Raw genomic sequence first — 24,512 nt, forward strand, 5'->3', positions numbered from 1 at the left:
CGCCTCAGTGCCGCTCGGACTTGGCGCTGCGCGACATCAGGTCCTTGAGGGCGACCATCGGCGGCTTGCCCTCGTGGACGATCTCCACGACCGTCTCGGTGAGCGGCATGTCGACACCGTGCCTGCGGGCCAGATCCAGCACGGATTCGCAGGACTTGACGCCCTCGGCGGTCTGCTTGGTGACCGCGATGGTCTCCTGGAGCGACATCCCCCGGCCGAGGTTGGTGCCGAAGGTGTTGTTGCGCGACAGCGGCGAGGAGCAGGTGGCGACGAGATCGCCCATGCCGGCCAGGCCGGCGAAGGTGTGCGCGTCGGCGCCCATGGCGAGGCCGAGCCGGGTGGTCTCGGCGAGCCCGCGGGTGATCAGGGACGCCTTGGCGTTGTCGCCCAGGCCCATGCCGGTGGCGATGCCGACGGCGAGCGCGATGACGTTCTTGACCGCGCCGCCCAGTTCACAGCCCACCACGTCGGTGTTGGTGTACGGGCGGAAGTACGAGGTGTGGCAGGCGGCCTGGAAGCGCCGGGCGACGGCCTCGTCGGCGCAGGCCACGACGGCGGTGGCGGGCTGCCGCGCTGCGACCTCCTTGGCGAGGTTGGGGCCGGTCAGCACCGCGACGCGCTCCGCGGGCACCTTGGCGACCTCCTCGATGACCTCGCTCATGCGCTTGGCCGTGCCCAGTTCGACGCCCTTCATCAGGGAGACCAGGACGGTGTCGGCGGGCAGCAGGGGCGCCCATGCGGCGAGGTTGCCGCGCAGCGTCTGGGCGGGGACGGCCAGCACCGCGAACTCCGCGCCGCGCGCCGCTTCCGCCGGGTCGGTGGTGGCCCGCACGGACGCGGGAAGCTCGACCCCCGGCAGGTAGTCGGGGTTCGTACGGCCGTTGTTGACGGCGTCGACCAGGGACTCGCGGCGCCCCCACAGGGTCACCTCGCATCCCGCGTCGGCGAGCACCATCGCGAAGGCGGTACCCCAGGACCCCGTGCCGTAGACGGCGCAGCGCGTCACTTGCTTTCATCCTCCTGTGCCTGCTGGGTGCTTCGTGCCTGCTGCGGGCCGACGGCCGGGTCGGCGGGGGCGGTGGCCGCCGCGGCGGTCCGGCCAGCCCTGGCGGCTTCCCGGGCGGCGCGGCGCTCCCGGGCGACCGCCTTGCGCCAGTCGTACGGTTCGGCCGGCGCGGGCTCACCGCGGACGGCGGCCAGCTGCTCGGTGATCGCGGACATGATGACCTCGGTGGCGGCCCGCAGCACCTCGGCGGTCGGCTCCCGGTCGTAGAACGCGCTCAGGTCGACCGGCGGTCCCGCCTTCACCCGCAGCGTCTTGCGCGGGAAGAGGCGGAGCTTCTTCTCCTTGGCGTACGGCGGCATCGCATCGTTGGCGCCCCACTGCGCGACGGGGATGACCGGCGCCTTCGTCAGCAACGCGACCCGCGCGGCCCCCGTCTTGCCCTGCATGGGCCACAGCTCGGGGTCGCGGGTGAGGGTGCCCTCGGGGTAGAAGGCGACGCATTCGCCCTTCTCGATGGCGGTGACGGCGGCGCGGAACGCGTTGGCGGCGTCGGTGGTTTCCCGGTAGACGGGGATCTGTCCGGTGCCGCGCATCATCAGGCCGACAAAGCCGCTCCGGAAGAGTCCGGCCTTGGCGAGGAATCGGGGGACCCGCCGGGTGTTGTACTGATAGTGCGCATAGGAGAGCGGATCAAGATACGAGTTGTGGTTGACCGCGGTGATAAATCCGCCGTCGGCCGGAATGTGCTCCATTCCCTGCCAGTCCCGCTTGAACAGAACCAGGAGCGGCGGTTTGCAGATGACCGCGGCCAAGCGGTACCAGAAGCCGATTCTGCGGCGGGACACTGGGACACCCTCCTTGTGGGACCTGCGAAGCTGCTGCGGGCCGGCAGCCGCACAAGTGTCGCCCCAGGTACCCGCTATGTCGAGAACACCGTAACCCCGACGCTCCCGGCGAGCGGCGGCGGCAGGTGAGAATGGCGCCGATGCGACGAGACGGAGCGGATGTGGGCTGGAGCCTGGTGGTGCCGCTGAAACCGCTGGTGCGGGCCAAGAGCAGGCTCTCCCGGGCCGCAGGGGAGGAGTTCCGGCCCCGGCTGGCCCTCGCGTTCGCCCTGGACACCGTGACAGCGGCGCTGGCCTGCGAAGACGTCCATGATGTGGCGGTTGTCACGGATGACCGGCAGGCCGGGGAACGGCTGGCGGAGCTGGGCGCGCTGATCGTGCCCGACACACCGGCCCGTGGTCTCAACGCGGCTCTGGCCCATGGAGCGGGCGTGATCCGGGCGCGTCGTCCGGGTGCGGCGGTCGCCGCACTGAACGCCGATCTCCCCGCGCTGCGCCCCGCCGAACTGGAACTGGTGCTCCATTCCGCTTCGCAATTCCCCCGCGCATTTCTCGCGGATGCGGCGGATATCGGGACAACACTTCTGACCGCGACTTCCGGAGTGGAATTGGAACCGGCATTCGGAGGCGCGTCGCGGGCCCGTCACCTGGCGTCCGGGGCCCGGGAGATCACCGGCCCGGCGGTGCCCTCGGTGCGCCGGGACGTGGACACCGGCGAGGACCTGCTGGCCGCACTGGCGCTGGGCGTGGGCCCGCACACGGCGCTCCAGACGCCGCGTCTCACCCCGGGGCCGGCCGCGCCCGACGGACCGGGCCGGCTGCCGCCTCCGCAGGTCAGAGCGTCTGGAGCGTGACCAGGACGATCTTCCGGGCGTCACCTTCGCCGGTGACGTCGATACGGACCCGCTGACCGGGCCGCAGCAGCAGCAGACCGCCGGCGTCGAAGGCCGCGGCGTCGAAGGGCAGCGGGGTGCCGTCGTCCAGCAGCACGCTGCCGGAGCGGGTCTCGGAGTCGTACGTATACGCGGTGGCCTGCATGGGAGAGAGCCTAGACGAGGAGGTCCCCGGCCCCTTCGGCCGCCCGTGCGCGGCCGGACGCGGCCCGGGGCCGGCCGCCGGACGCACCGCGGGCCGGGCTCCCCGGAGGGAGACCGGCCCCACGCGTGGCGTCGCCGCCGCAGAATTACCGCTTGCGGGCGGTGGTCTTCTTGGCGGTGGTCTTGCGTGCCGTGGCCTTCTTCGCGGGGGCCTTCTTCGCGGTCGTCTTCTTCGCGGGCGCGGTCTTCTTCGCCGTCGCCTTCTTCGCGGTGGCCTTCTTGGCCGTGGTCGCCTTCTTGGCGGTGGTCTTCTTGGCGGGGGCCTTCTTCGCCGTCGTCTTCTTGGCGGTGGCCTTCTTCGCCGCGGTGGTCTTCTTCGCCGTGGTCTTCTTCGCCGTCGTCTTCTTGGCGGCGGCCTTCTTGGCGGTGGCCTTCTTCGCCGCGGCCTTCTTGATGGCGGCACCGCCGGTCAGGCTGCCCTTCGGGGCCTTCTTGACGGAGACCTCGCCACCCTTGGGGAGCTTCTTCGACCCGCTCACCAGGTCCTTGAAGCCCTGACCGGCGCGGAAGCGCGGTACCGAGGTCTTCTTGACCCGCACCCGCTCCCCCGTCTGCGGGTTGCGGGCGTAGCGGGCGGGACGGTCGACCTTCTCGAACGAGCCGAATCCGGTGACCGAAACGCGGTCGCCGGTGACCACGGCACGCACAATCGCGTCCAGGACGGCGTCGACCGCGTCCGCGGCGTTCTGGCGGCCGCCGAGCTTGTCGGCAATGGCTTCTACGAGCTGCGCCTTGTTCACGTCTTCCCCTTCGGAGACATTGCTGGAAGGAAAGTTCCAAGCTTTTTCGCACGTTAGGCAGATATATACCGCAAATCAAACACGAAACGGGCTAATCACCCTTGTGCCGCAACGAACTCGACCTTCACGGACTTCCGTCGGCGTGCACATCTTCGGGATAACGACCTTCGTCGAGGTCTTCCATGAACCACTCCAGACGCCTTGCCGCGTCCGCAAGATCGTGTTTAGCCGCGGCCGTGATGACGAGCAGCTTCCGGGTCAGCGCCATCCGTACGCCCTCCGGGACTTGCAGTGTCCGCACTCTTGTATGTGCGTCCTTGAGACGGTCGGCGACGAGACCGTAGAGCTCGAGTTGGTCGTCGCGTTCCATGCGCTAATTGTGCCATCTGCGGCGAGTTGTCGCTTCACGGGGCCTCAACAGCCGCCTCAACACGGCGATGCGCCCCCTGCCAACTGCACAGGGGGCGCATCGTACGCAATACAGCTTTGAGCCATAAAACCCGAGGTCAGACCTCGATGGTACGCGGCTTGAACGACGGCCGGTTCGCCTCGTACTCCACGATGGCCGACTCCTCCCGAAGGGTGAGGCTGATGTCGTCCAGCCCCTCCAGCAGGCGCCAACGGGCGTTCTCGTCCAGCTCGAAGTCGGCACTGACTCCCTCGGCGGTGACCTGCCGGCCGACCAGGTCGACCGTCACCTCGGCGGCCGGATCGTTCTCCAGCAGCGTCTGCAGCCTGTCGACGGTCTCCTGCGGCAGGACCACCGTCAGCAGCCCGTTCTTGAGGGAGTTGCCACGGAAGATGTCCGCGAACCGCGAGGAGATGACGGCCTTGAACCCGTAGTTCTGCAGCGCCCAGACGGCGTGCTCACGCGACGATCCGGTGCCGAAGTCCGGGCCGGCGACCAGCACCGTGGCGCCCTGGTAACGCTCCTGGTTGAGGACGAACTCCGGGTCCCTGCGCCAGGCCTCGAACAGCCCGTCCTCGAAGCCGTCGCGGGTGACCTTCTTCAGCCAGTGGGCCGGGATGATCTGGTCGGTGTCCACGTTGCTGCGGCGCAGCGGGACCGCCCGGCCGGTGTGGGTGGTGAAAGCTTCCATGGTTCAGACTCCCGCGGGCGTGGCGACGTCGGCAGCGGACAGATCGGCCGGTGAGGCCAGATGGCCGAGAACCGCTGTTGCGGCGGCGACCTGCGGTGAGACCAGGTGCGTACGGCCGCCCTTGCCCTGCCGGCCCTCGAAGTTGCGGTTCGAGGTGGACGCGGAGCGCTCACCGGGCGCCAGCTGGTCGGGGTTCATACCCAGACACATCGAACAGCCCGCGTGCCGCCATTCGGCGCCCGCCGCGGTGAAGACCTTGTCCAGACCCTCGGCGACGGCCTCCAGCGAGACCCGGACCGAGCCGGGCACGATCAGCATGCGGACGTCGTCGGCGACCCTGCGGCCGTCCAGGATCTGCGCCGCGGAGCGCAGGTCCTCGATACGGCCGTTGGTGCACGAACCTACGAAGACGGTGTCCACCTTGATGTCCCGCAGCGGCTGACCTGCAGTCAACCCCATGTACTCCAGGGCCTTTTCGGCGGCGTAGCGCTCCGAGGCGTCCTCGTACGAAGCGGGGTCGGGGACGGCCGCCGAAAGCGGCGCGCCCTGGCCCGGGTTGGTGCCCCAGGTGACGAACGGGGCCAGTTCGGAGGCGTCGATGTGCACCTCGGCGTCGAAGACCGCGTCGTCGTCGGTGCGCAGGGTCTTCCAGTACGCGACCGCGGCGTCCCAGTCCTCGCCCTGGGGAGCGTGGTCGCGGCCCTGCAGGTAGTCGAAGGTGGTCGCGTCGGGGGCGATCATGCCGGCCCGCGCGCCCGCCTCGATCGACATGTTGCAGATGGTCATCCGGGCTTCCATCGACAGCTTCTCGATGGCCGCGCCGCGGTACTCCAGGACGTAGCCCTGGCCGCCGCCGGTGCCGATCCTGGCGATGATCGCCAGGATCAGGTCCTTGGCGGTGACGCCGTCCGGCAGCTCACCGTCGACGGTGATCGCCATGGTCCTGAAGGGGGCCAGCGGCAGCGTCTGGGTGGCCAGGACGTGCTCGACCTGGCTGGTGCCGATACCGAACGCCAGCGCGCCGAAGGCTCCGTGGGTGGAGGTGTGGCTGTCACCGCAGACCACCGTGGTGCCGGGCTGTGTCAGTCCCAACTGCGGTCCCACCACGTGGACAACGCCCTGCTCGACATCGCCCAGCGGGTGCAGCCGGACCCCGAACTCGGCACAGTTCTTGCGCAGCGTCTCCAGCTGGGTGCGCGAGACCGGGTCGGCGATCGGCTTGTCGATGTCGAGGGTGGGGGTGTTGTGATCCTCGGTGGCGATGGTCAGGTCCGTACGGCGCACCGGGCGGCCGGCCTTGCGGAGGCCGTCGAACGCCTGCGGGCTGGTGACCTCGTGCAGCAGGTGGAGATCGATGAAGAGGAGGTCGGGCTCGCCTTCCGCGCGCCGGACGACATGGTCGTCCCAGACCTTCTCCGCGAGTGTCCGTCCCATCGCTTTCCCTCCGACCGGCCGCATTGCCGGCCTTTCTCGTCCGTGCGCGATGCCCGCAGAAAAATCCCCTTGCCGGGCCTTACGCCGGGCCCTGGTCGAGGGCCACACCTACAGATTGACGACTTCCCTGGAAAATTGAACTTGCGTTTCACAGTGTGAGACGCGAGTATCGTTGCATGGACAACTCTAGCGGCGTCGGCGTTCTCGACAAGGCAGCTCTGGTTTTGAGTGCCCTGGAGTCCGGTCCGGCCACCCTCGCCGGGCTGGTCGCGGCGACCGGGCTCGCACGGCCCACGGCCCACCGTCTGGCCGTGGCACTGGAACACCACCGGATGGTGGCGAGGGACATGCAGGGCCGGTTCATCCTGGGACCGCGCCTGTCCGAGCTGGCCGCGGCGGCCGGCGAGGACCGTCTGCTGGCCACGGCCGGACCGGTGCTCACCCACCTGCGCGATGTGACCGGCGAGAGCGCCCAGCTCTATCGCCGGCAGGGCGACATGCGGATCTGCGTGGCGGCGGCGGAACGGCTGTCCGGACTGCGGGACACCGTCCCGGTCGGCTCCACGCTCCCCATGAAGGCGGGCTCGGCCGCCCAGATCCTGATGGCCTGGGAGGAGCCCGAGCGGCTGCACCGCGGCCTCCAGGGCGCGCGCTTCACGGCCACCGCGCTGTCCGGCGTACGGCGCCGGGGCTGGGCCCAGTCGATCGGCGAGCGGGAGCCGGGCGTGGCCTCGGTCTCCGCCCCCGTGCGCGGCCCCTCCAACCGCGTGGTGGCCTCCGTCTCGGTCTCCGGACCGATCGAGCGGCTGACCCGGCACCCGGGCCGGATGCACGCCCAGGCGGTCATCGACGCGGCGGCCCGCCTCTCCGAGGGCCTGCGGCGCACCGGCTGACCCCCCGGCCGGAGCGAGTCGGGCGGTGGCCCCGGCCTGCCCCGGCCGCGATGCCGAAGAAGGGCGGCCCCGTGCGGACCGTCCGCACGGGGCCGCCCTTCGGCCCTCAGGCCGCCCTTCGGCCCTCAGGCCGCCATGCGGTCCGCGGCCCGCTCCCCGCGGCGGCCGACCGGCACCGTCCCCTGGGCCTCCCCCAGCCCGAACGGCGGCATGTTGACGTAGACGCTCTCGTACGAGCCCGCCGGGACGACATAGGTCTCGTGCCAGAAGCCGACCTTGTCGCGCCCCTCGCGCATCCGCCGGTTGAACTCGGCCCAGGCCGGCCGGTGCGCACCGTCCCGGTCGGTGGCGTAGGCGAAGAGCTTCTCCTTCGAGTCCCAGTACTGGAGGACGGCGAAGTTCCGCGGCAGTCCGGGAAGCAGCCGGTAGCCGATCATCCCGCTGTCCGGGTCCTGGGCCAGCTCCTTGATCATGCGCGGCATCGCACGGAACACCGGAAGCCAACTGCGCACCGCACGCCAGTTGTTGAAGCGCATCCCGATGAGGAAGACCACCACCTCCCGGCCGCCGTCCGCCGTCATCCGGCCCTGCACCGGCTTGTCCCTCATGACTGCCCCCTTCCGTCACTGGATAGCATCGCTATCCATGCTTAGATAGTGGCACTCTCCAATGGAAGGTGCAAGCGGTATGCGACTGGCGGAACTGAGCGAGCGCAGCGGGGTCTCCACCGCCACGATCAAGTACTACCTGCGCGAACGCCTGCTGCCGCCGGGCCGCCGGGTCACCGCCACCCGGTCCGAGTACGACGAGGAGCATCTGCGGCGGCTGCGGCTGGTCCGCGCCCTGATCCAGGTCGGCCGCATCCCCGTGAGCACCGCCCGGGACGTCCTGGCCGCCGTCGAGGACGACTCCCGGGACCACCTCACCCGCCTCGGGATCGCCGTGGAGGCACTCCCCTACGGCCCGGAGCCCGACGAGAGCGCCGCCTCGACGGCCGTCGCCCGGCGCACCGCCACCGAACTCCTCAAGCAGCTCGACTGGCACTTCAACCTGGAGATCGCCGACGGCTCCCGCGCCTTCGGCATGCTCGTCGCCGCCATCGCGGCGCTGCACCGCCTCGGCTACGCCTGCGACATCCCGCATCTGCTGCCCTACGCCCGCCAGGCGGCGCAGCTCTCCGTCGCCGACCTGGACCTGGTCGAGGAGTTCGCGACCCCGGCGGAGCAGGTGGAGGCGGCGGTCGCGCTCACCGTGCTCTACGAGCCGGTACTGCTCAGCCTGCGCCGGCTGGCGGAGGCCGAAGAGGCCAACAGGCGCTTCGGAAGCGGCGGTTGACGCGAAGAGGCCCCCCGCATGATGCGGAGGGCCTCTTCGTCTTGTACCCCCGACCGGATTCGAACCGGCGCTACCGCCTTGAGAGGGCGGCGTGCTAGGCCGCTACACAACGGGGGCAAGTTTTCCTGCAGTTGGATGTGCCGCGAGGACACACCGCGCTGGGCTACCAGGACTCGAACCTAGACTAAATGAACCAGAATCACTCGTGCTGCCAATTACACCATAGCCCATGGTGGTTTAGACCAGTACCCCCGACCGGATTCGAACCGGCGCTACCGCCTTGAGAGGGCGGCGTGCTAGGCCGCTACACAACGGGGGCCCTAGCGATCCCCATCCGGTGGAAGCCGGATGTTTGTCTCCGTGAGAGGCAGCGGGTGCGACCCGGACTGTCTCCCTGGGAAGGATCTGTACCCCCGACCGGATTCGAACCGGCGCTACTGCCTTGAGAGGGCAGCGTGCTAGGCCGCTACACAACGGGGGCTTTGCAGATAAGCTCTGCGAGCTGGCCTACCAGGACTCGAACCTAGACTAACTGAACCAGAATCAGTCGTGCTGCCAATTACACCATAGGCCATCAAAGCGCAACCCCCTGCGGGGGCTTTGTTTGACTTACGCCTCCCGGCCGGGCCTTTCGGCCCCTCTCGGGCGGCGCAGGAAGAACATTACCTGATCGTGGACGGCGCACCAAAACCGATAACTCCGTGCAACAGCGCGGGGAGCTCCGCCAGGCCCGCGATCCGCCGCACCCCGGCGGGCGGCTCCCCTCCGGTGCCCGCGCGGTCCAGCCATACGGCGGTCAGCCCGGCGTCCCGGGCGCCCAGTGCGTCGATGTCGAGCTTGTCGCCGATGTGGACCACCTCGTTCGGCGGCAGGCCCAGTTCCTGACAGGCGCCCTGGAACGCTTCCGCGGCCGGTTTGGCGTGACCCAGCCCGTCGGCGCAGAACACCGCCTCGAAGCGGGTGCGGATGCCCAGGGTGGCGAGCTTGCGCTCCTGGTTGGCGGTGGTGGCGTTGGACAGCACCGCCTGCCGTGCCAGCGGGGCCAGGGCCTCCAGGGCGGGCCCGGCGTCCGGGAAGAGCGCCCAGCAGGCCTCGTAGTGCGCGAGGTAGCGGCCGAACCAGGCGTCCGCCTCGGTGTCGGAGAGCGGGGTCTCCAGGAACGTCCGGGCCCGGCCTCTGCGGTGGTCGAGGAAGCCCACCTCACCGGCGAGGAAGCGGGCGAACTCGGTCTCCATGGCCGCCTGCCAGCGTTCCAGGGCCACCTGCTCGCCGCCGTACGTGTCGAGCAGGCCCTCGGTCCGCAGGTGGCGCAGCACGCCCGCACGGTCCGATCCGGTGTAGTCGAAGAGGGTGTCGTCGAGGTCCCACAGGACGGCGCGGAGGGGCATACCGGCAATTTAGCCAACGGCGCCGGATACGCCAGGGGCCCGGACACCGTGCGGTGTCCGGGCCCCTGGGCGCAGTGGTGCGGTCAGCCGGCCAGCTTGGCCAGGGCCGCGTCGATGCGCTGGAGGGTGCGCTCCCGGCCCAGGATCTCCAGGGACTCGAAGAGCGGCAGGCCGACCGTGCGGCCGGTGACGGCCACCCGGACGGGGGCCTGTGCCTTGCCGAGCTTGAGGCCGTGCTCCTCGCCGGCGGCCAGGACGGCCTCCTTGAGGGGCTCGGGGCCGGCGGTCCAGTCGGCGGCGTCCAGCTTGGCGCGGGCGGTGGTCAGCAGCGCCACCGGGTCGCCCTTGCCCATGGCCTTGGTCCAGGACGCCTCGTCCTCGACCGGCTCCTTGCGGAAGAGGAAGTCGACGTTGGCCGTGATGTCCGAGAGGACGGTGAGGCGGGTCTGGGCGTGCGGGGCGATGGCGCGCCAGGCGGCCTCGTCGAAGTCCTCGGGGGCCCAGTTGGCGTGCGGGGCCGTCAGCCAGGGCTCACAGGCGGTGATGAAGTCCGCCACGTCCAGCTGCCGGATGTGGTCGGCGTTGATCGCCTCGGCCTTCTTCAGGTCGAAGCGGGCCGGGTTGGCGTTGACGTCCGCGATGTCGAACTTCTCGATCAGCTCCTGCACCGAGAAGAGGTCCTGGTCGGCGGAGAAGGACCAGCCGAGCAGCGCAAGGTAGTTGAGCAGGCCCTCGGGGAGGAAGCCGCGCTCGCGGTACAGGTTGAGGTTGGCCTGCGGGTCGCGCTTGGAGAGCTTCTTGTTGCCCTCGCCCATGACGTAGGGGAGGTGGCCGAAGGCCGGGATCTCCTTGGCCACGCCCAGCTCGATCAGGGCCTTGTAGAGGGCGATCTGGCGGGGGGTGGAGGAGAGCAGGTCCTCGCCGCGCAGGACGTGGGTGATCTCCATCAGGGCGTCGTCGACCGGGTTGACCAGGGTGTACAGCGGGGCGCCGTTGGCGCGCACGATGCCGTAGTCCGGAACGTTGTCCGGGGTGAAGGTCAGCTCGCCGCGCACCAGGTCGGTGAAGGTGATCGGCTCGTCGGGCATCCGGAAGCGGACGATGGCGGAGCGGCCCTCGGCCTCGTACGCGGCCTTCTGCTCGGTGGTCAGCTCGCGGCAGGTGCCGTCGTAGCCGGAGGGCCGGCCGGCCTTGCGGGCGGCGTCGCGGCGCTCGTCCAGCTCCTCGGTGGTGCAGTAGCAGTGGTAGGCGTGGCCGGCGGCGAGGAGCTTGTCGGCGACGTCCTTGTAGAGGTCCATGCGCTGGGACTGGCGGTACGGCGCGTGCGGGCCGCCGACCTCGGGGCCCTCGTCCCAGTCGAAGCCCAGCCAGTGGAACGAGTCCAGCAGCTGGTTGTAGGACTCCTCGGAGTCGCGGGCCGCGTCGGTGTCCTCGATCCGGAAGACCAGGCTGCCCTTGTTGTGCCGTGCGTAGGCCCAGTTGAACAGGGCGGTACGGATCAGGCCGACATGGGGGTTACCGGTCGGGGAGGGACAGAAACGGACGCGTACGGGGGTCGCGTTAGCCACGCTTGATCACCTTGTTGGTGAGAGTGCCGATGCCTTCGATGGTGACGGCGACCTCGTCGCCGACGTTGAGGGGGCCGACCCCGGCCGGGGTGCCCGTGAGGATGACGTCGCCGGGGAGCAGGGTCATCGCCTCGGTGATGTGGACGATGAGGTCCTCGACCGGGCGGACCAGGTCGCTGGTGCGGCCGAGCTGGCGCTGTTCACCGTTGACCGTGCACTGGACGGCGAGGCCCGCGGCGATGTCGGCGGGGTCCAGCCCGGTCTCGACCCAGGGGCCGAGCGGGCAGGAGCTGTCGAAGCCCTTGGACCGTCCCCACTGCTTCTCGCGCCGCTGCACGTCGCGGGCGGTGACGTCGTTGGCGCAGGTGTAGCCGAGGATCACGTCCTTGACGCGCTCGCGGGGCACCTCACGGCACATCCGGCCGATGACGACGGCGAGCTCCGCCTCGTGGTGCACCTCCTCGGAGAAGGAGGGGTACGCGATGGGGTCGCCGGGGCCGATCACCGTGGTCGACGGCTTGAAGAAGACGACCGGCTCGTCCGGTACGGCGTTGCCCAGCTCGGCGGCGTGCTCGGCGTAGTTGCGGCCGATCGCGACGACCTTGTTGGGGAGGACCGGCGGCAGCAGCCGGACCTTGTCGAGGGGGACCTTCTGGCCCGAGCGCTCGAATTCCGCGAAGGGGTGCCCCTTGATGACGTCGAGTTCGTCGCCTTCGAGGACGCCGAAGCCGACGTTGCCGTCGATGGAGAATCTGGCGATGCGCACGGGTTGCCGTTGCCCCTCATTGATCAGTGGCCGGAGTTGACACTCCAGGCTATCGCGGGGCCGCTGCCGGTCGGTCGTCGCTTCAGGCGGGGATGCCCTGTTCGGGGGCCGTCATCAGGACCGTGCGGCGGGGGTTGGCCGTCTGGGCCGGCAGGTCGACGGTGTGCTCCGGGGCCTCGGTGCCGAGCTCGACGGCGTCGGTGAGGTGGGCCAGGGTGGTGCGCCGCGGGTTGGCTATGTTGCGGAACATCGTCGTCGTCTTCACTGCTGCATGCCTCGCGTCATCGAGTCGGGAAAGGGCTTGCGGAAAGCTGCCTTGTCATTCTCGGCAACTGTGTAAAGCGTCAGGCTAAGCGCGCTATTCCCTGCGACGTGCGGGGAGACTCAATGATCCACCTGTGAGTTTGCTCACGAAGTGTGTGACAAATGCCGCATTTTCCATGATCAACAACCCTGGGCGAATCGGACAATGACGGATTGAAGTGCACGTTCCGCTCCCGATCACCGCACCTGGGACAGCCCTGGGGTGCGGCCGACTCGCGGATAAAAGTCCGTTATTGACGGCAGCATCTTCTACAAGTCGTGACGTGCTCCGCACATTGCGTCACCCAAGTCACAGTGCGGGGCTCCGCTCTTGTTGGAGATCCTGCACTGTGCTGGAATTCCACGGACCGCCGCACGTTTCAGCCGGCGCGCAGGGCGCAACGAAGCGCCGCGCGGTGGTGCCGTTCTCTTCCGACCGGAGGGGGCAGCCCGCCGGTCACTCACGACCGCCATCGGGGGACTCAGCGGTCCTCCATTCGACTCGACACCGTCCCGCCGCGGCGGGACGCCTGGTCCAGAGGTTGCGACGCTAGTGCAGGGACGTTTCAAGAGGGATGGCAGCGCTGCGGCGGACCCGGAGCTGCGCGGCGGAACCGACCGCGCCTCCTCGCCCCAGCGCGCCCAGGGCAACGGTTCCGCCGGAGGCAGCACGCTGCCCGTCGACGGAGGCGGCCAGGCGCCGGGCAATGACGCCGCGGACAGCGGTAAGCCCAAGGCGTCCAAGGGGGCCAGTGGCCCCGGTTCGCGAATAGCGCTGCGCAACTGGCGCATCAGCACCCGTCTGGTCTCCCTGCTCGCGCTGCCCGTGGTCGCCGCGACCACGCTGGGCGGTATGCGCATCGGCACGTCGCTGGAGAACATCGACCAGCTCGACAAGATGCAGCTGCTCACCGAGATGACCCGGCAGGCGACCGAACTCGCCGACGCGTTGCAGGTGGAGCGGGACAAGTCGGCCGGTCCGCTGGCCGGCAGCGGGAACGCCAAGGACGACGCCAACGTCGTCGCGCCCCGCGAGGCGACCGACCGCGCCCGGCTGTCGTTCAACCAGGCCACCGATGACATCCGGGGCCAGGACGCCACGATGACCGGTGTCCGGGCGACCGTCCTGGAGATCACCCGCCAGCTCAACACCCTCAACGAGATCCGCAACAGCGCGTACAAGGACGAGGACAACTCGGCCCGGACCGTCACCAGCTACAACCAGCTGATCAACTCGCTGCTGTCGCTCTCCCAGGACATGGCGCAGGCGACCAGCAACCCGGAGATGATCCGCAGCACCCGTGCGCTGGCGGCGTTCTCGTCGGCCAAGGAGTACGCGTCGATCCAGCGGGCCCTGGTCAGTGCCGGCCTCGCCCACGAGGGTGGCCCGGAGCTGTCCTCCAACGACCGGCTGGCCGGCCGTAACGCCGAGGACAACGAGAAGGCGGCCCGCGACCGCTTCTCGCAGATCTACACCAGCAACGGCGAGAACAGCGCCGGCGCGCTCACCCGCGGTCTGGACGGCAACAACGACGAGATCAAGGCCGCGGTCGCCTTCGCGCACCGCGCCTTCGCCAGCGGCTCCGGCATCCGCAGCCAGGACTACCGCTACCTCGACTGGTACGACTCCGACACCGTCAAGATCGACGAGATGTCGCGCATCGAGACCACGCTGCTCTCCGAGATGGAGCAGAAGTCCCGCGAGCTGCGCAACGAGGCCACCCAGTCCGCGATCATCAGCGGTGCGCTGATCCTGCTCGTCCTCGGCGTCTCGCTGGTCGGCGCCTTCGTCGTGGCGCGGTCCATGGTCCGCTCGCTGCGCCGGCTGCAGGACACCGCGCAGAAGGTCGCCCAGGACCGGCTGCCCGAGCTGGTCAAGCAGCTGTCCGAGTCCGACCCGCAGGACGTCGACACCTCCGTCGAGTCGGTCGGTGTGCACAGCCGGGACGAGATCGGCCGGGTGGCCGCGGCCTTCGACGACGTGCACCGCGAGGCGGTCCGCCTCGCCTCCGAGCAGGCGCTGCTGCGGGGCAACGTCAACGCGATGTTCACCAACCTCTCGCGCCGTTCGCAGGGTCTGATCCAGCGCCAGCTCTCGCTGATCTCCGAACTGGAGTCCCGCGAGGCCGACCCGGACCAGCTGTCCTCGCTCTTCAAGCTCGACCACCTCGCCACCCGCATGCGCCGTAACGGTGAGAACCTCCTGGTCCTCGCCGGTGAGGAGCCGGGCCGCCGGTGGACGCGGCCGGTGCCGCTGGTCGACGTGCTCCGTGCCGCCGCCTCCGAGGTGGAGCAGTACGAGCGCATCGAGCTCAACGCCGTACCGCAGACCGAGGTCGCGGGCCGGGTCGTCAACGACCTCGTGCACCTCCTCGCCGAGCTGCTGGAGAACGCCACCTCGTTCTCCTCCCCGCAGACCAAGGTCAAGGTCACCGGTCACGCGCTGCCCGACGGGCGGGTGCTGGTCGAGATCCACGACACCGGTATCGGCCTGTCGCCCGAGGACCTGTCCGCGATCAACGAGCGGCTCGCCAGCCCGCCGACCGTGGACGTCTCGGTCTCGCGGCGGATGGGTCTGTTCGTGGTCGGCCGGCTGTCCCTGCGGCACGGCATCCGTATCCAGCTGCGGCCCTCCGACTCCGGCGGCACCACCGCGCTGGTCATGCTGCCGGTCGATGTCGCCCAGGGCGGCAAGAAGCCGGCGCCGAGCAACGCCAAGGGCGGCGACCACGGCGGCGGGCAGTCCAGCCGGCTCGCGGGGCTCCAGCCGCGCGGTCAGGTCGGTTCGGGCCCGGCGCCCGGCCAGCGTCCCGCGCTGCCCGGCCGCGGCGGCCCCGGCGGCGGTGCGCCGAACGCCTTCGGCGCCGCGGCACCGTCCGGCCGTACGGCCCCTCCCGGCACGGGTGCCCCCGGCGCCCCGGGACAGGGCGGCGACCCCCGCCCGGCCGCCGGCCGTCCCTCCGGCTCGCGTCCCTCGCTGCCCACCCGGGGCGGGGACAGCGGCCCGGCGCCCACCGTGGCACCGCCGACCGGCGCCCCGCGCCGCGACGAGCGTCCGCAGCTGCCCGCGCGCGGCCCCGCCGCCGAACTGCCGGGCGGCCGGCCCGCCGGCGGTCAGGGCAGTCAGGGCGGTCAGGGCGGTCAGCAGCAGGGCGGTACGAGCTGGGGCGCGCGCCGTGAGCGCGGCGGCTCCGACGACTGGCCGCTGGCGCCGCGCGAGACGCCGGACCGGCCGCGTGGCCACGAGGAGCCGGAGACCACCGGCAGCTTCGAGCGTCCCGCGCCGAGCGGCGGCCCCGGCGACACCGCGGCGTTCGCCCGTCCCGACTTCAACGGTCCGCCGCCCGCCGCGGACGGCTCCCAGGGCGGCAACCGCCCGCGGGGCGCGCGTCCGGCCGGCCAGGGCGCGGCCAACGGCCCCGGTGACACCGGTCAGTTCGCCCTGCCGGGCGGCGGCACGGGTCAGTACGAGACGGGTCAGTACGAGACGGGCCGGTACCGGCGCCCGGACAGCGACACGGGGCAGTACCAGCGCCCGGACAGCGACACGGGGACGTACCAGCGCCCCGACAGCGACACGGGGACGTACCAGCGCCCGGACAGCGACACCGGTCAGTACCAGCGCCCGGAGAGCGACACCACGGGCCAGTACCAGCGCCCCGACAGCGACACCGGCCAGTACCAGCGGCCGGACGCCGACCGTGGCGCGTACGCCGACGAGTCGCAGGGCACCGGGCAGTTCCCGGTGCAGGCGTCGCAGGACAGCGGTGCGCCGTCCGCCGATGCGCTCGGCAACGCGGACGCCGGTCCCGGTGACGGCCGTACGCCGATCTTCGACACCATCGAGTCCAACTGGTTCAACCACCCGGCGGCCGCCGCTGCCGGGGTGCCGCCCCAGGGCGGCGCCGAGCCCGAGGCACCGCGACTGCCGCGCCGCGAGGCCGCGCAGGACGGTCCGGCGCGCGGCGAGGCACGCAACGACGCCCCGGTCAACGGTGCGCGCGGCGCGGCCCCGGCCGAGCCCGCCACCCAGTGGCGCAGCTCGCCGAACGACGAGACGTGGCGGCAGGCGGAGCAGATCCGCCAGCCCGCCGCGGGCGGTATCACCACCTCCGGACTGCCCCGCCGGGTCCCGCGCGCCAACCTCGTCGCGGGCACCGCGCAACAACAGCAGTCCACCCAGAGCGGCCCCCAGGTCTCGCGCGCGCCCAGCGATGTGCGCGGGCGGCTGACCAATCTCCGCCGGGGTATTCAGCAAGGCCGCGAGGCCGGGACGTCGTCCACCGGCACGCACGGCATTGTCGATCCCACTCACCAGCAGGAGCGTTAGTTGAGTCCGATGAGCCAGGCGGCGCAGAACCTGAACTGGTTGATCACGAACTTCGTGGACAACACCCCCGGGGTGTCGCACACGGTGGTGGTCTCCGCTGACGGTCTGCTGCTCGCCATGTCCGAGGGCTTCCCCCGCGACCGCGCCGACCAGTTGGCGGCGGTGGCCTCCGGCCTGACGTCGCTGACCTCCGGCGCGTCCCGCATCTTCGAGGGCGGGACCGTCAACCAGACCGTCGTGGAGATGGAGCGTGGCTTCCTCTTCATCATGTCCGTCTCCGACGGATCGTCGCTGGCCGTACTGGCGCACCCCGAGTGCGACATCGGCCTGGTCGGCTACGAAATGGCTCTGCTGGTCGACCGCGCGGGCACGGTGCTGACGCCCGATCTGCGCGCCGAACTGCAGGGCAGCCTGCTGCACTGAGCGGCGTCCGCAGCGCCGCTCCGTACCGCACCAACCATCCATGTGCCGCACCCCCCACCGGCCCAACCCGACAACCGTCAGTTGTCCCGCCCGGAGGCTCCATGACCCCGCCACCTGCCACTTCCGGCCCGTACGGCGCTTACAGCCAAGCGCCGTACGGGGGCGAAGGTGACCAGCCGCTGGTGCGCCCGTACGCCATGACCGGAGGCCGGACCCGGCCGCGCTACCAGCTCGCCATCGAGGCGCTGGTCAGCACGACCGCCGACCCGGCGCAGCTGCCCGGCCTGCTGCCCGAGCACCAGCGGATCTGCCACCTGTGCCGTGAGGTGAAGTCGGTCGCCGAGGTCTCCGCGCTGCTGCACATCCCGCTGGGTGTGGCGCGGATTCTGGTCGCCGACCTGGCGGAGGCCGGGATGGTGGCCATCCACCAGCCCGGCGGCAGCGGCGAGGCCGGCGGCACGCCGGACGTGACCTTGCTCGAGAGGGTGCTCAGTGGACTTCGCAAGCTCTGACAGCGGTTCGGACGGGACGACGGCCCGCGCCACCACCTCCGCCAAGATCGTGGTGGCGGGTGGCTTCGGCGTGGGCAAGACCACGTTCGTCGGGGCCGTATCGGAGATCAACCCGCTGCGCACCGAGGCCGTGATGACCTCCGCCTCGGCGGGTGTCGACGACCTCAGCCACGTGCAGGACAAGACCACGACGACCGTGGCGATGGACTTCGGCCGGATCACCCTGGACCAGGACCTGATCCTGTACCTCTTCGGTACGCCGGGCCAGGACCGCTTCTGGTTCATGTGGGACGACCTGGTGCGCGGCGCGATCGGCGCGGTGGTGCTGGTCGACACCCGCCGTCTCGCCGACTGCTTCCCGGCCGTCGACTACTTCGAGAACAGCGGACTGCCGTTCGTCATCGCCCTCAACGGCTTCGAGGGGTATCAGCCCCACACGCCCGACGAGGTGCGTGAGGCGCTGCAGATCGGCCCGGGGACCCCGATCATCACCACGGACGCCCGGCACCGCGCCGAGGCCAAGAGCGCGCTCATCACGCTCGTGGAGCACGCGCTGATGGCCCGGCTGCAGTAGTCCCTCACCGGCCCGCTCCGCAGTCCTGAGCGGGCCGCTCAGCCGTTGTCAGGGGCGGGGGTGCGCTCCCCTGCCCCGGACGGGATTCCGGCATCCCTGAGTGGATCTGTGTCCTTCGACACGCCTGCAATTTTGCTTCATAACGTTTCGACAGTGAATCAGCGGGCCTTCGACACCCCGCGCGCATGCCCGGCTTCGCTGCGCTCACAATTCTCCTGCATTTTGGCGCTGCTCGCCCTTAACGCCCCTTTTATCTGAGGCCCTTTCGGGCCTGCTCCGGCTTTCCCCAGTGTTTGGAACGCACCGCCCTGACGTGCTGAAATTCGCTGAACTCCGGAGTAGGAACGCCCAGAAGAAACGGCACAGCAAGTCAGTGCCGGCGCCGAGAGGTTGTTGGTCGAGTGAGGCGAAGCAAGGCGAGCCCCGAGCCGCAGGAACCGCGGCGGGGCAACTTCACACCGCCGCCCAGAGGTGGCCTGACGGCTTCCGACGCGCCCGAAGATTCGGCCGCGAAGCCTCCGGTCAGTGGCGGTAAGTACTCCCCGCGCAACTGGCGCGTGGCGACCCGCCTGAACGCCATTCTGCTGATCCCCGTGCTGCTCGCCCTGGTTTTCGGCGGACTGCGCGTGGACGGCTCGTTCGCGACCTGGCAGGAAGCACAGGACGCGGAGAACACCGCAAAGCTGGTGCGCGCCGCGCTTTCCTACAGCAATGCCCTGATTGACGAGCGGGACCGCACCGCGGCACCGCTGCTGAAGGGCAAGAAGGACGACCCGGCGGTGCTGAGCGCGCGGGACGCCACCGACGCCGCCGCCGAGAAGTTCCACCAGGCGGCCAAGTCCATGCCGGACACGCCGGGCCTCAAGCGCCGGTTCGACCTGTTCGAGAAGACCGAGCCCAAGCTCCAGCAGCTGCGCCAGGCCGCGTACACCTCCAAGCTGCGCGGTGTGCAGACCGAAGAGGGCTATGTCGAGGTCCAGCACCCGCTGATGGAGTTCGCCAACGAACTCGGCCTGGGCACCGGCAACATCACCTCGTACGGCCGTACGGTCTACGCCATCGCGCTGGCCCAGGCGGCGGAGTCGCTGCAGCGCTCGATCGGCACCCACCTCCTGGTCGACCCGGCGACCCCGCAGGGCGGCAAGGAGCACAAGCTCCAGCTGACCGCCTTCGCGTCGTACCGCTATCTGGAGGGCATCGCCATCGGCGAGTACACCTCCGGTGGTACGCCCGAGGACGTCGAGCGCCTCAAGACGGACGGCGCGGAGCTCAAGCAGGCCGCGGCGCGGAAGGTCGCGCTGGCCAAGGAGCAGGCGCAGGCCGCCGGCCGGCCGTTCCGCGCCCCGCCGTCGATCGACCAGATGTCCGCCCTGATCGCCACCGGTGCCGCACCGGAGTCGCTCGGTGGCCGCGGCATCACCTCCGACACCTACTTCGCGGCCGCGACCGGCAAGTTCGACATGTACCGGTCCATCGAGAAGGACCTGGCGGACAAGGCCGTGAACGAGGCGGCGGCCATCTCCGACGACGCCCGGCAGTCGACCTTCATCGACTCCGGCATCGCGGTGGCCGCGCTGATCATCGCGTTCGTCGTGGCCGGCATGATGGCCCGCCGGATGAGCCGCAACATGCGCCAGCTGCGCAACGCCGCCTTCGGCATCGCCGAGCAGCGGCTGCCGATGCTGGTCGACCAGCTCTCGCGGACGGACCCGGGCCGGGTCGACACCCGTGTCCAGCCCATCCCGATCTCCACCACCGACGAGATCGGCGAGGTCGCCCGGGCCTTCGACCAGGTGCACCGCGAAGCCGTCCGGCTCGCCGCCGAGCAGGCACTGCTGCGGGGCAACGTCAACGCGATCTTCACCAACCTCTCCAGCCGTAACCAGGGCCTGATCGAGCGCCAGTTGGAGCTGATCACCGACCTGGAGAACAACGAGGCGGACCCGGACCAGCTGGAGAGTCTCTTCCGGCTCGACCACCTCGCCACGCGTATGCGGCGCAACGGGGAGAACCTCCTCATCCTCGCGGGCGAGGAGCCCGGCCGCCGCTGGAACCAGCCGGTGCCGCTGGTCGACGTCCTCCGGGCGGCGATCAGTGAGGTCGAGTCCTACGAGCGAATCGACCTCACCGGCGTCCCCGAGAGCGAGATCCACGGCACCGCCGTGACCGACCTCGTGCACCTGCTCTCCGAGCTGCTGGAGAACGCCACCACGTTCTCCTCCCCGCAGACCAAGGTGCGGGTGGCCGCCACCCGGCTGCCCGACGGCCGGGTCATGATCGAGATCCACGACAAGGGCATCGGGCTCACCCCCGAGGACTTCGCGGACATCAACCACAAGCTGGCGAACCCGCCGAGCGTGGACGCCGCGATCTCCCAGCGCATGGGTCTGTTCGTGGTCGGCCGGCTGGCCGACCGGCACGGAATCCGGGTGCAACTGCGCCCCTCCGGCGAGCAGGCGGGCACCACGTCGCTGGTCATGCTGCCCGAGGCGATCACCCACGGTGGTGGCGGCGAGCAGTTCGACGACGACTTCACGGTGTCGCGGATCGTCCCGGAGCACCAGCACACCGCCGCGGAGAGCCACCAGCGCACCGCAGCCGAGCTGGGCTTCGACGACAGCCGCTACGGCCGTCCGGACTCCGGTGACCTGGACATGGTGGGCCGCTCGCTGATCCGCGAGGAGCGCCGCGCCGCCCTGGAAGCCCAGGCGACCGGTGAGCAGGACCCCGGGTACCGGCACGACGAGCGTCCGCTCTTCCGTGACGAGGCACCCTCCGGCGGCGCCTACCAGGACTACCCTGGCCAGGCATATGCGGAAGCCGATCAACCGCTCTACGACGACCGGTCGCACGGCAACCGGGTGTTCGGCGAGACCGGCTTCGCGGAGACCACCGGCCAGCAGCCGTACGTCTCCCCCGAGACGGCACAACCGGACGCATGGGCCGAACGCCCGGCATTCGAGGGCTACTTCGGGACCGAAGCGGAATCTGACCGGAATACAACTGCCGCTCCCGCCGGCGCCCCCGAGCGCGTACCATTCGAGCGTCCGGGCCCCACACCGAGCGACGCCCAAGCGCTGACGGACGCCGGCCTTCCGCGCCGCGGAGGCCGCGACGAGCAAGCACCGCAGGTGCAGGAGCAGCGGAGCGCGCCGGAGACCGGCCAGGACGGCTCCGACTGGCGCAGCTCCAACGACCAGCGGTGGGAGCGGGCGGAGCAGCTGCGCGAGCCGAAGGCGGGCGGAGTCACCTCTTCCGGCCTCCCCCGGCGGGTGCCCAAGGCCAACCTGGTCGAAGGTGCCGCGGAGCAGACGCCGCAGGGCGGCCCCCAGGTCTCCCGCGCCCCGGAGGATGTCCGCGGCAGGCTGAGCAACCTGCGCCGCGGCGTCCAGCAGGGACGCAATGTCGGCACGGACCCCAACGGGGTCCCCCAGAATGACCAACAGGGCTTCGGCCCCGGCAGCACCTACGATCAGGAGCGTTAGTGTGAGCCCGATGAGCCAGGCGGCGCAGAATCTGAACTGGTTGATCACCAACTTCGTGGACAACACCCCTGGGGTGTCCCACACGGTCGTGGTCTCCGCGGACGGTCTCCTCCTCGCCATGTCCGAGGGTTTCCCTCGTGACAGAGCCGATCAGTTGGCGGCGGTGGCCTCCGGCCTGACGTCGCTGACCTCCGGCGCGTCCCGCATCTTCGAGGGCGGGAGCGTCAACCAGACCGTGGTGGAGATGGAGCGTGGTTTCCTCTTCATCATGTCCGTCTCCGACGGATCGTCGCTGGCCGTACTGGCGCACCCCGAGTGCGACATCGGCCTGGTCGGCTACGAGATGGCCCTGCTGGTCGACCGCGCGGGCACGGTTCTGACACCGGATCTGCGCGCCGAACTGCAGGGAAGTCTTCTCAACTAAAAGACAGGCAGTGCGTTTCCCGCCACCGCGCCATAGGGTTCGGTGGCGCGACCGGCGTCAGACAGGCAAGTTGGAGGAGGAGACGTGGCAACGCCCCCGAGCGGATACCCGTATGGTTCCGGACAGGAGTCCGGGCCTGTGGGCGAGACCCATAACAACCGCTTCAACTTCCCGTCTGCGCCGAGCCGCCGGCCGCAGCACCCCCCGCAGCAGTCCCGGCCGTACGACTCCCAGCCGTACGAGCCGTCGGTGTACGACCAGCCCCAGGCACCGCGCATCCAGCCGGTGCAGCCGCAACGGCGCGCGCCCGAGCCCGCCCCCACGGGCTCGAACAACCCGCTGGTGCGCCCGTACGCCATGACCGGAGGCCGGACCCGGCCGCGCTACCAGCTCGCCATCGAGGCACTGGTCAGCACGACCGCCGACCCCTCCAAGCTGCAGGGCCAGCTGCCGGAGCACCAGCGCATCTGCCACCTCTGCCGTGAGATCAAGTCAGTAGCCGAGATCTCCGCGCTTCTCTCCATCCCCCTCGGCGTCGCCCGAATCCTCGTCGCCGACCTGGCAGAGGCCGGACTCGTCGCCATCCATCAGCCCGGCGGGGACGAGACCGCCGGCGGACAGCCAGATGTGACACTGCTCGAAAGGGTGCTCAGTGGACTTCGCAAGCTCTAGCGGTGCAGCCCGCTCCACCACCTCCGCGAAAATCGTGGTGGCGGGCGGCTTCGGCGTGGGCAAGACCACGTTCGTCGGGGCCGTCTCAGAGATCAACCCGCTGCGCACCGAAGCCGTGATGACCTCCGCCTCGGCGGGCATCGACGACCTCACCCACGCGCCGGACAAGACGACCACGACCGTGGCGATGGACTTCGGCCGGATCACCCTGGACCAGGACCTGATCCTGTACCTCTTCGGTACGCCGGGCCAGGACCGCTTCTGGTTCATGTGGGACGACCTGGTGCGCGGCGCGATCGGCGCGGTGGTGCTGGTCGACACCCGCCGTCTCGCCGACTGCTTCCCCGCGGTCGACTACTTCGAGAACAGCGGACTGCCGTTCGTCATCGCCCTCAACGGCTTCGACGGACACCAGCCCTACACGCCCGACGAGGTGCGTGAGGCGCTGCAGATCGGCCCGGACGCGCCGATCATCACCACCGATGCGCGGCACCGCAGCGAGGCCAAGAGCGCGCTCATCACGCTCGTGGAGCACGCTCTGATGGCGCGGCTGCGCTAGCAGGACGCGCCGGGCTCCCCGTGCCCGCACGCGCGCAACGACGAAAGGCCCCCACACCGGTCCGGTGCGGGGGCCTTCGTCGTGCCGTGGGCCCGTACGCGGCGGCGTACGGGCCCTGTGCGGTGTCCCGGGGTCAGCGGCGCTCGGGGCACTGCTTCCAGGCGAAGTGGTACAGGGTGTTGATGCTGCCGTCGGTGGAGTCCATGGCCATGTAGCTGGTGGACTTGGGGTCCGCCCCCTTGGCGTCCACCCTCATCTCGGTGTTGATGTTGAAGTACCGCTCCTCGCCGCAGGGTGCGTAGACCAGCGCGTCGAGGTCGGTCTCGTCCGCGGTCTGCCAGTTGGCGTCGTACGGGCCGGTGAAGCTGTGGCTCTTACGGGCCGTCGGCTGCTGGCCCTGGAAGTAGTAGCCGGCCGTCTCCAGCCCCTTGGCGCCCCGTGCCAGGGAGGCGTAGCCCCGGTAGTCGGCGCGGGCGATCGCGTAGGTGAAGCCCTGCGGGACATGGACGTTCAGTGCGATCTGGCAGTTCTTGCGGGAGTCGGTGGGCTTGCTGCCGTTGCCCGCCTGGGCGAGGTACTCGCTGTAGGTGACGGTGAAGGCGGTGTTGTCGGGGGCGATGGCGACGGCGGCGCTGCCGGGTCTGCATCCCGAACCGTTGACCGTGGCGACGGTAATGGTGATCTTGCCGCTCGGCGGGTCGTCGCCGAACCGGGCAGTGGGGGTGGGGGATGCCGATCCGGCGAGGAGCAACGATGCCACGGCGGCACCAGCACTGAGCGTGCTGAGCATGGGCTTTCCTTCCGGTCGTCCTAGGCCCGCGGCGCGGGGACACCAGGAGAAGAAATGACGAGCGCATGCCAGCATGGGGATGCCGCCTTGAACAGCTCTGCTCCCCAGGATTGGGGCGAACCTACGCCTTGATCCGGACGCGACCTGCCAAACCGGAACACCGCGTCCGGAAACGGGTTGCCGGTGGCTGGGCGCCGTTCGCCTACGGCGGGTGGGTGGTGGGTCGGAGGGGACGCCCGGTAAGCCGTCCTCGGCGCGGGCGATGCTG

At 70.2% G+C, this 24,512-nt stretch carries 24 protein-coding genes and 5 tRNA genes; 11 read left to right on the forward strand and 18 right to left on the reverse strand.

Annotation, left to right across the window (positions count from 1 at the left end; genetic code table 11):
* Nucleotides 1-4: 4 nt before the first annotated feature.
* Nucleotides 5-1,006 (reverse strand): NAD(P)H-dependent glycerol-3-phosphate dehydrogenase, encoded by a 1,002-nt coding sequence (locus tag ACGFN2_RS28105; RefSeq protein WP_362604280.1) that lies wholly within the window; start codon nt 1,004-1,006, stop codon nt 5-7.
* Nucleotides 1,003-1,851 carry a lysophospholipid acyltransferase family protein gene (locus ACGFN2_RS28110; RefSeq protein WP_362604282.1) on the reverse strand — a complete coding sequence of 283 codons (849 nt, stop codon included), beginning with the start codon at nt 1,849-1,851 and terminating at the stop codon, nt 1,003-1,005. Before ACGFN2_RS28110 ends, ACGFN2_RS28105 begins: the two co-directional genes overlap by 4 nt.
* A gap of 140 nt (nt 1,852-1,991) precedes the next feature.
* Between ACGFN2_RS28110 and cofC the strand changes: the two genes are divergently transcribed.
* A complete protein-coding gene (gene cofC / locus ACGFN2_RS28115) occupies nt 1,992-2,705 on the forward strand; it encodes a 2-phospho-L-lactate guanylyltransferase (RefSeq protein ID WP_362604284.1) in 714 nt (237 codons plus the stop codon).
* On the opposite strand, the gene ACGFN2_RS28120 is transcribed toward cofC, so the two are convergent.
* From ACGFN2_RS28120 to leuC, 5 genes are all read right to left on the reverse strand, one after another.
* Complete coding sequence (locus tag ACGFN2_RS28120; protein WP_362604286.1) at nt 2,686-2,889, reverse strand: hypothetical protein; 204 nt, start codon at nt 2,887-2,889, stop codon at nt 2,686-2,688. The two genes, cofC and ACGFN2_RS28120, sit on opposite strands and share 20 nt — an antisense overlap.
* A 145-nt stretch (nt 2,890-3,034) precedes the next feature.
* The gene (locus tag ACGFN2_RS28125) at nt 3,035-3,688 is read right to left on the reverse strand and encodes an HU family DNA-binding protein (RefSeq protein ID WP_362604288.1); all 654 of its coding nucleotides are present in this window, start codon (nt 3,686-3,688) and stop codon (nt 3,035-3,037) included.
* Between the two features lie 124 nt (nt 3,689-3,812).
* Nucleotides 3,813-4,058: a hypothetical protein gene (locus ACGFN2_RS28130; protein WP_362604290.1), complete on the reverse strand. Its 246-nt coding sequence runs from the start codon at nt 4,056-4,058 to the stop codon at nt 3,813-3,815.
* A 136-nt stretch (nt 4,059-4,194) separates the two neighbouring features.
* A complete protein-coding gene (leuD, locus tag ACGFN2_RS28135; RefSeq protein ID WP_362604292.1) occupies nt 4,195-4,788 on the reverse strand; it encodes a 3-isopropylmalate dehydratase small subunit in 594 nt (197 codons plus the stop codon).
* Between the two features lie 3 nt (nt 4,789-4,791).
* On the reverse strand, nt 4,792-6,222 hold the full coding sequence (gene leuC, locus ACGFN2_RS28140; protein ID WP_362604294.1) for a 3-isopropylmalate dehydratase large subunit: 1,431 nt from the start codon (nt 6,220-6,222) through the stop codon (nt 4,792-4,794).
* A gap of 176 nt (nt 6,223-6,398) precedes the next feature.
* Here leuC and ndgR point away from each other — a divergent pair, with 176 nt between their 5' ends.
* Nucleotides 6,399-7,115 carry an IclR family transcriptional regulator NdgR gene (gene ndgR / locus ACGFN2_RS28145; RefSeq protein ID WP_030982239.1) on the forward strand — a complete coding sequence of 239 codons (717 nt, stop codon included), beginning with the start codon at nt 6,399-6,401 and terminating at the stop codon, nt 7,113-7,115.
* A gap of 125 nt (nt 7,116-7,240) precedes the next feature.
* On the opposite strand, the gene ACGFN2_RS28150 is transcribed toward ndgR, so the two are convergent.
* Nucleotides 7,241-7,723, reverse strand: a complete 483-nt coding sequence (locus ACGFN2_RS28150; RefSeq protein WP_362604295.1) for a DUF4188 domain-containing protein — start codon at nt 7,721-7,723, stop codon at nt 7,241-7,243.
* A 79-nt stretch (nt 7,724-7,802) separates the two neighbouring features.
* On the opposite strand from ACGFN2_RS28150, the gene ACGFN2_RS28155 reads away from it, so the two are divergent.
* Nucleotides 7,803-8,450, forward strand: a complete 648-nt coding sequence (locus ACGFN2_RS28155) for a MerR family transcriptional regulator (protein ID WP_362604297.1) — start codon at nt 7,803-7,805, stop codon at nt 8,448-8,450.
* Between the two features lie 44 nt (nt 8,451-8,494).
* Here the strand turns inward: ACGFN2_RS28155 and ACGFN2_RS28160 are convergent.
* From ACGFN2_RS28160 to ACGFN2_RS28200, 9 genes are all read right to left on the reverse strand, one after another.
* Nucleotides 8,495-8,567, reverse strand: a tRNA-Glu gene (locus ACGFN2_RS28160).
* Between the two features lie 41 nt (nt 8,568-8,608).
* Nucleotides 8,609-8,680: transfer RNA gene (locus tag ACGFN2_RS28165), tRNA-Gln, on the reverse strand.
* A gap of 16 nt (nt 8,681-8,696) precedes the next feature.
* A tRNA-Glu gene (locus tag ACGFN2_RS28170) sits at nt 8,697-8,769 on the reverse strand.
* 89 nt (nt 8,770-8,858) lie between these two features.
* Nucleotides 8,859-8,931, reverse strand: a tRNA-Glu gene (locus ACGFN2_RS28175).
* Nucleotides 8,932-8,952: 21 nt separating this feature from the next.
* Nucleotides 8,953-9,024, reverse strand: a tRNA-Gln gene (locus ACGFN2_RS28180).
* 88 nt (nt 9,025-9,112) lie between these two features.
* On the reverse strand, nt 9,113-9,838 hold the full coding sequence (locus ACGFN2_RS28185; protein ID WP_362604299.1) for an HAD family hydrolase: 726 nt from the start codon (nt 9,836-9,838) through the stop codon (nt 9,113-9,115).
* 83 nt (nt 9,839-9,921) lie between these two features.
* Entirely contained in the window at nt 9,922-11,406 is a 1,485-nt protein-coding gene (gene gltX / locus ACGFN2_RS28190) for a glutamate--tRNA ligase (protein WP_393365223.1), read from the reverse strand.
* A complete protein-coding gene (locus tag ACGFN2_RS28195) occupies nt 11,399-12,172 on the reverse strand; it encodes a fumarylacetoacetate hydrolase family protein (protein ID WP_362604302.1) in 774 nt (257 codons plus the stop codon). The genes gltX and ACGFN2_RS28195 overlap by 8 nt, the downstream gene beginning before the upstream one ends.
* Nucleotides 12,173-12,254: 82 nt before the next feature.
* Nucleotides 12,255-12,437, reverse strand: coding sequence for a hypothetical protein (locus tag ACGFN2_RS28200; RefSeq protein ID WP_362604304.1), 183 nt, complete (start codon nt 12,435-12,437; stop codon nt 12,255-12,257).
* Between the two features lie 591 nt (nt 12,438-13,028).
* On the opposite strand from ACGFN2_RS28200, the gene ACGFN2_RS28205 reads away from it, so the two are divergent.
* The 8 genes from ACGFN2_RS28205 to ACGFN2_RS28240 all read left to right on the forward strand — a co-directional run bounded on the left by ACGFN2_RS28205 (nt 13,029) and on the right by ACGFN2_RS28240 (nt 23,454).
* Nucleotides 13,029-16,805: a nitrate- and nitrite sensing domain-containing protein gene (locus ACGFN2_RS28205; protein ID WP_393365226.1), complete on the forward strand. Its 3,777-nt coding sequence runs from the start codon at nt 13,029-13,031 to the stop codon at nt 16,803-16,805.
* A gap of 9 nt (nt 16,806-16,814) precedes the next feature.
* Nucleotides 16,815-17,228 carry a roadblock/LC7 domain-containing protein gene (locus ACGFN2_RS28210; RefSeq protein WP_018087200.1) on the forward strand — a complete coding sequence of 138 codons (414 nt, stop codon included), beginning with the start codon at nt 16,815-16,817 and terminating at the stop codon, nt 17,226-17,228.
* A gap of 101 nt (nt 17,229-17,329) precedes the next feature.
* Nucleotides 17,330-17,740: a DUF742 domain-containing protein gene (locus ACGFN2_RS28215; protein WP_159743219.1), complete on the forward strand. Its 411-nt coding sequence runs from the start codon at nt 17,330-17,332 to the stop codon at nt 17,738-17,740.
* Nucleotides 17,721-18,314: an ATP/GTP-binding protein gene (locus ACGFN2_RS28220; protein WP_393365228.1), complete on the forward strand. Its 594-nt coding sequence runs from the start codon at nt 17,721-17,723 to the stop codon at nt 18,312-18,314. Before ACGFN2_RS28215 ends, ACGFN2_RS28220 begins: the two co-directional genes overlap by 20 nt.
* Nucleotides 18,315-18,715: 401 nt before the next feature.
* Nucleotides 18,716-21,799 (forward strand): nitrate- and nitrite sensing domain-containing protein, encoded by a 3,084-nt coding sequence (locus ACGFN2_RS28225; RefSeq protein WP_393365230.1) that lies wholly within the window; start codon nt 18,716-18,718, stop codon nt 21,797-21,799.
* Between the two features lie 10 nt (nt 21,800-21,809).
* Nucleotides 21,810-22,223: a roadblock/LC7 domain-containing protein gene (locus ACGFN2_RS28230; RefSeq protein ID WP_018087204.1), complete on the forward strand. Its 414-nt coding sequence runs from the start codon at nt 21,810-21,812 to the stop codon at nt 22,221-22,223.
* Nucleotides 22,224-22,307: 84 nt separating this feature from the next.
* The gene (locus tag ACGFN2_RS28235) at nt 22,308-22,895 is read left to right on the forward strand and encodes a DUF742 domain-containing protein (RefSeq protein WP_393365232.1); all 588 of its coding nucleotides are present in this window, start codon (nt 22,308-22,310) and stop codon (nt 22,893-22,895) included.
* Complete coding sequence (locus tag ACGFN2_RS28240) at nt 22,876-23,454, forward strand: ATP/GTP-binding protein (protein ID WP_073447656.1); 579 nt, start codon at nt 22,876-22,878, stop codon at nt 23,452-23,454. The genes ACGFN2_RS28235 and ACGFN2_RS28240 overlap by 20 nt, the downstream gene beginning before the upstream one ends.
* A gap of 133 nt (nt 23,455-23,587) precedes the next feature.
* Here ACGFN2_RS28240 and ACGFN2_RS28245 read toward each other — a convergent pair whose 3' ends face one another.
* Nucleotides 23,588-24,244 (reverse strand): DUF4360 domain-containing protein, encoded by a 657-nt coding sequence (locus ACGFN2_RS28245; RefSeq protein WP_362604314.1) that lies wholly within the window; start codon nt 24,242-24,244, stop codon nt 23,588-23,590.
* Nucleotides 24,245-24,512 lie beyond the last annotated feature (268 nt).

The organism is Streptomyces sp. NPDC048612 (assembly GCF_043199295.1).
In the GTDB taxonomy this organism is placed as follows: domain Bacteria; phylum Actinomycetota; class Actinomycetes; order Streptomycetales; family Streptomycetaceae; genus Streptomyces.